Source organism: Ruegeria sp. AB8 (assembly GCF_056542605.1).
In genome coordinates, this window is sequence record NZ_JBQGAB010000079.1 from 1 (window position 1) to 1,796 (window position 1,796).

At 49.7% G+C, this 1,796-nt stretch carries 2 protein-coding genes; both read right to left on the reverse strand.

Annotated elements, in window-relative coordinates; all coding sequences use genetic code 11:
* Positions 1-133 precede the first annotated feature (133 nt).
* On the reverse strand, positions 134-1,108 hold the full coding sequence (locus ACR0CG_RS23755; protein WP_170815628.1) for a leishmanolysin-related zinc metalloendopeptidase: 975 nt from the start codon (positions 1,106-1,108) through the stop codon (positions 134-136).
* A 293-nt stretch (positions 1,109-1,401) separates the two neighbouring features.
* Positions 1,402-1,647: a hypothetical protein gene (locus tag ACR0CG_RS23760; protein ID WP_170815627.1), complete on the reverse strand. Its 246-nt coding sequence runs from the start codon at positions 1,645-1,647 to the stop codon at positions 1,402-1,404.
* Positions 1,648-1,796: the final 149 nt, after the last annotated feature.

Genomic DNA, 1,796 nt, shown 5'->3' on the forward strand with positions numbered 1-1,796 from the left:
ACTCAGCATTGGGTTGGAAAAGTCCGGTCGCATTCGAACGGAAAGTGGCCTAAACGAGCACTTGGGGCGGCACAAAAATGGGACAGGTCCAGTTACTCCTCCAGCCCGTAACGAAACGGGCTAGAGAAGGCTATCAAGCAAATGCTATGTCGTCAGCGATGCCGGATGCGTCTGGTGTCAGTACGTAGCCCAGATCTTCAAGCGACGCGACCGACCAATCCGACAGATAACTAGTATCGTCATACGTTCCATCATCTGCGAGATAGCCGATATAGCCAGTCATCAACTCGTCGTAGTAAGTCTCTTCGTCCCAATGTCCGCCGGCAGTACCGGTCCCTCCATCTGTTTCCACCAAAAGGAAATCATCTTCAGCAAGATAATTCACATTGAACTCTGAGTTCGCGGCATCGCCGGTGTAGAGACTGGTCACCGTGTCGTCATTTGGCCTTTTGGTGTTGTTGTCATCCACAACAGTCGTAACGAGACCGTAATAGTCCCAGAGTGTACCGACACCCATGACATGCATCATTTCATGCAGAACAATGTCATCGAACTGTCCTGCGTCATAGTAGGCCTGCGCGTCCGCTTCATCGAACGTCATCTCACCCACGGCCGGCAATCCCGTGTCAGAGCGCAAACCGGTCGGACCGGCCTGACCCAGCACTCCGCCAACACCGTCTATAGCGTCCAGATCGGCAGTAATGACGAGATCGTCGTATACGTTTCCATTTCCGTCCACGGCATCTTCGAGATCCTCTGCTATCAGAGAAGCCAGATAATCTGCCGACGCAATAAATACCGCTTTCAAGTGGTCCGGCCAATCACCGACGAACTGGACTTCGATATTGTATTGAAGGCTGTCGTCGATGCCGTCGTTCTGGCCAGTTATATATGTATCCGTGACTGTTTCGGTGTCACCACCGCCACCGCCAATTCCCGTCGGCGGCCCTTTGCTGCCTCTGGCTGCGGCAGGTTCTTCAATGTAAATAAGATCACCGCTTATACTTCCTACAGTTTGCTTGTCCGCATCCGCTGCGTAAAGACGTGACGCCCCAGCGCCGGATGATTTTACGTATTCAAGGAAATTTCCGCTTTCGTTGGATGGCATATCCTTCTCCCTCGTGGTCTACACAAGTCCCGCCACCCATGGTAATTTGAGGGATACGATAGAAACGAAAGAAAATGACGAAATTGTGACTTGCACAGAAAAATAACTAAAACTTGCGAAACAATCAGATTAATACATCAGACTTAATATTTAATTTTGCCACAATTCAAATCGTAATTTCATAAATTGCACCGTTACTTTATTAATTGCGTATAGCACCTTTGTTGCAGTCAAGTGTGCCAACCACGCCTGCACCTGCGTCGCGACGAGGTGGTCAGTTTCTCGAACGGAAGTCAGACCGGAGCGCCCCGTGCTATCCGCGCTTTGTGGGTCGCAAGACTGCGTTCAAAGGTGGTAAGGTTGTTAAAACTTGCTTCAAATCGCTTTTTGAAATCGAGATACTCAGGACATCGTTTCCCATTTTCCTGACAGTCGATCATTAACTCTTCACCGATCTGATACTCCCGCGTCAGTCGTTCAGTTCTGCTTTCACAAGCAGCGATCACAAACAGCGCAAGAAGGGCCATCATTCTAAGCATCACATTCTCCGGGTCAGGTTATAGCTTAGGGTTGTCATGAAAGCGCTGCTGCTACAAGTGTCTGACGTCAGCACCAATGGGACAGTTTAAGTAGATTTGATAAGAGAGGGTTTCTGGCTCATCGTAACCGCCAAGGAGTGGAGATGAGA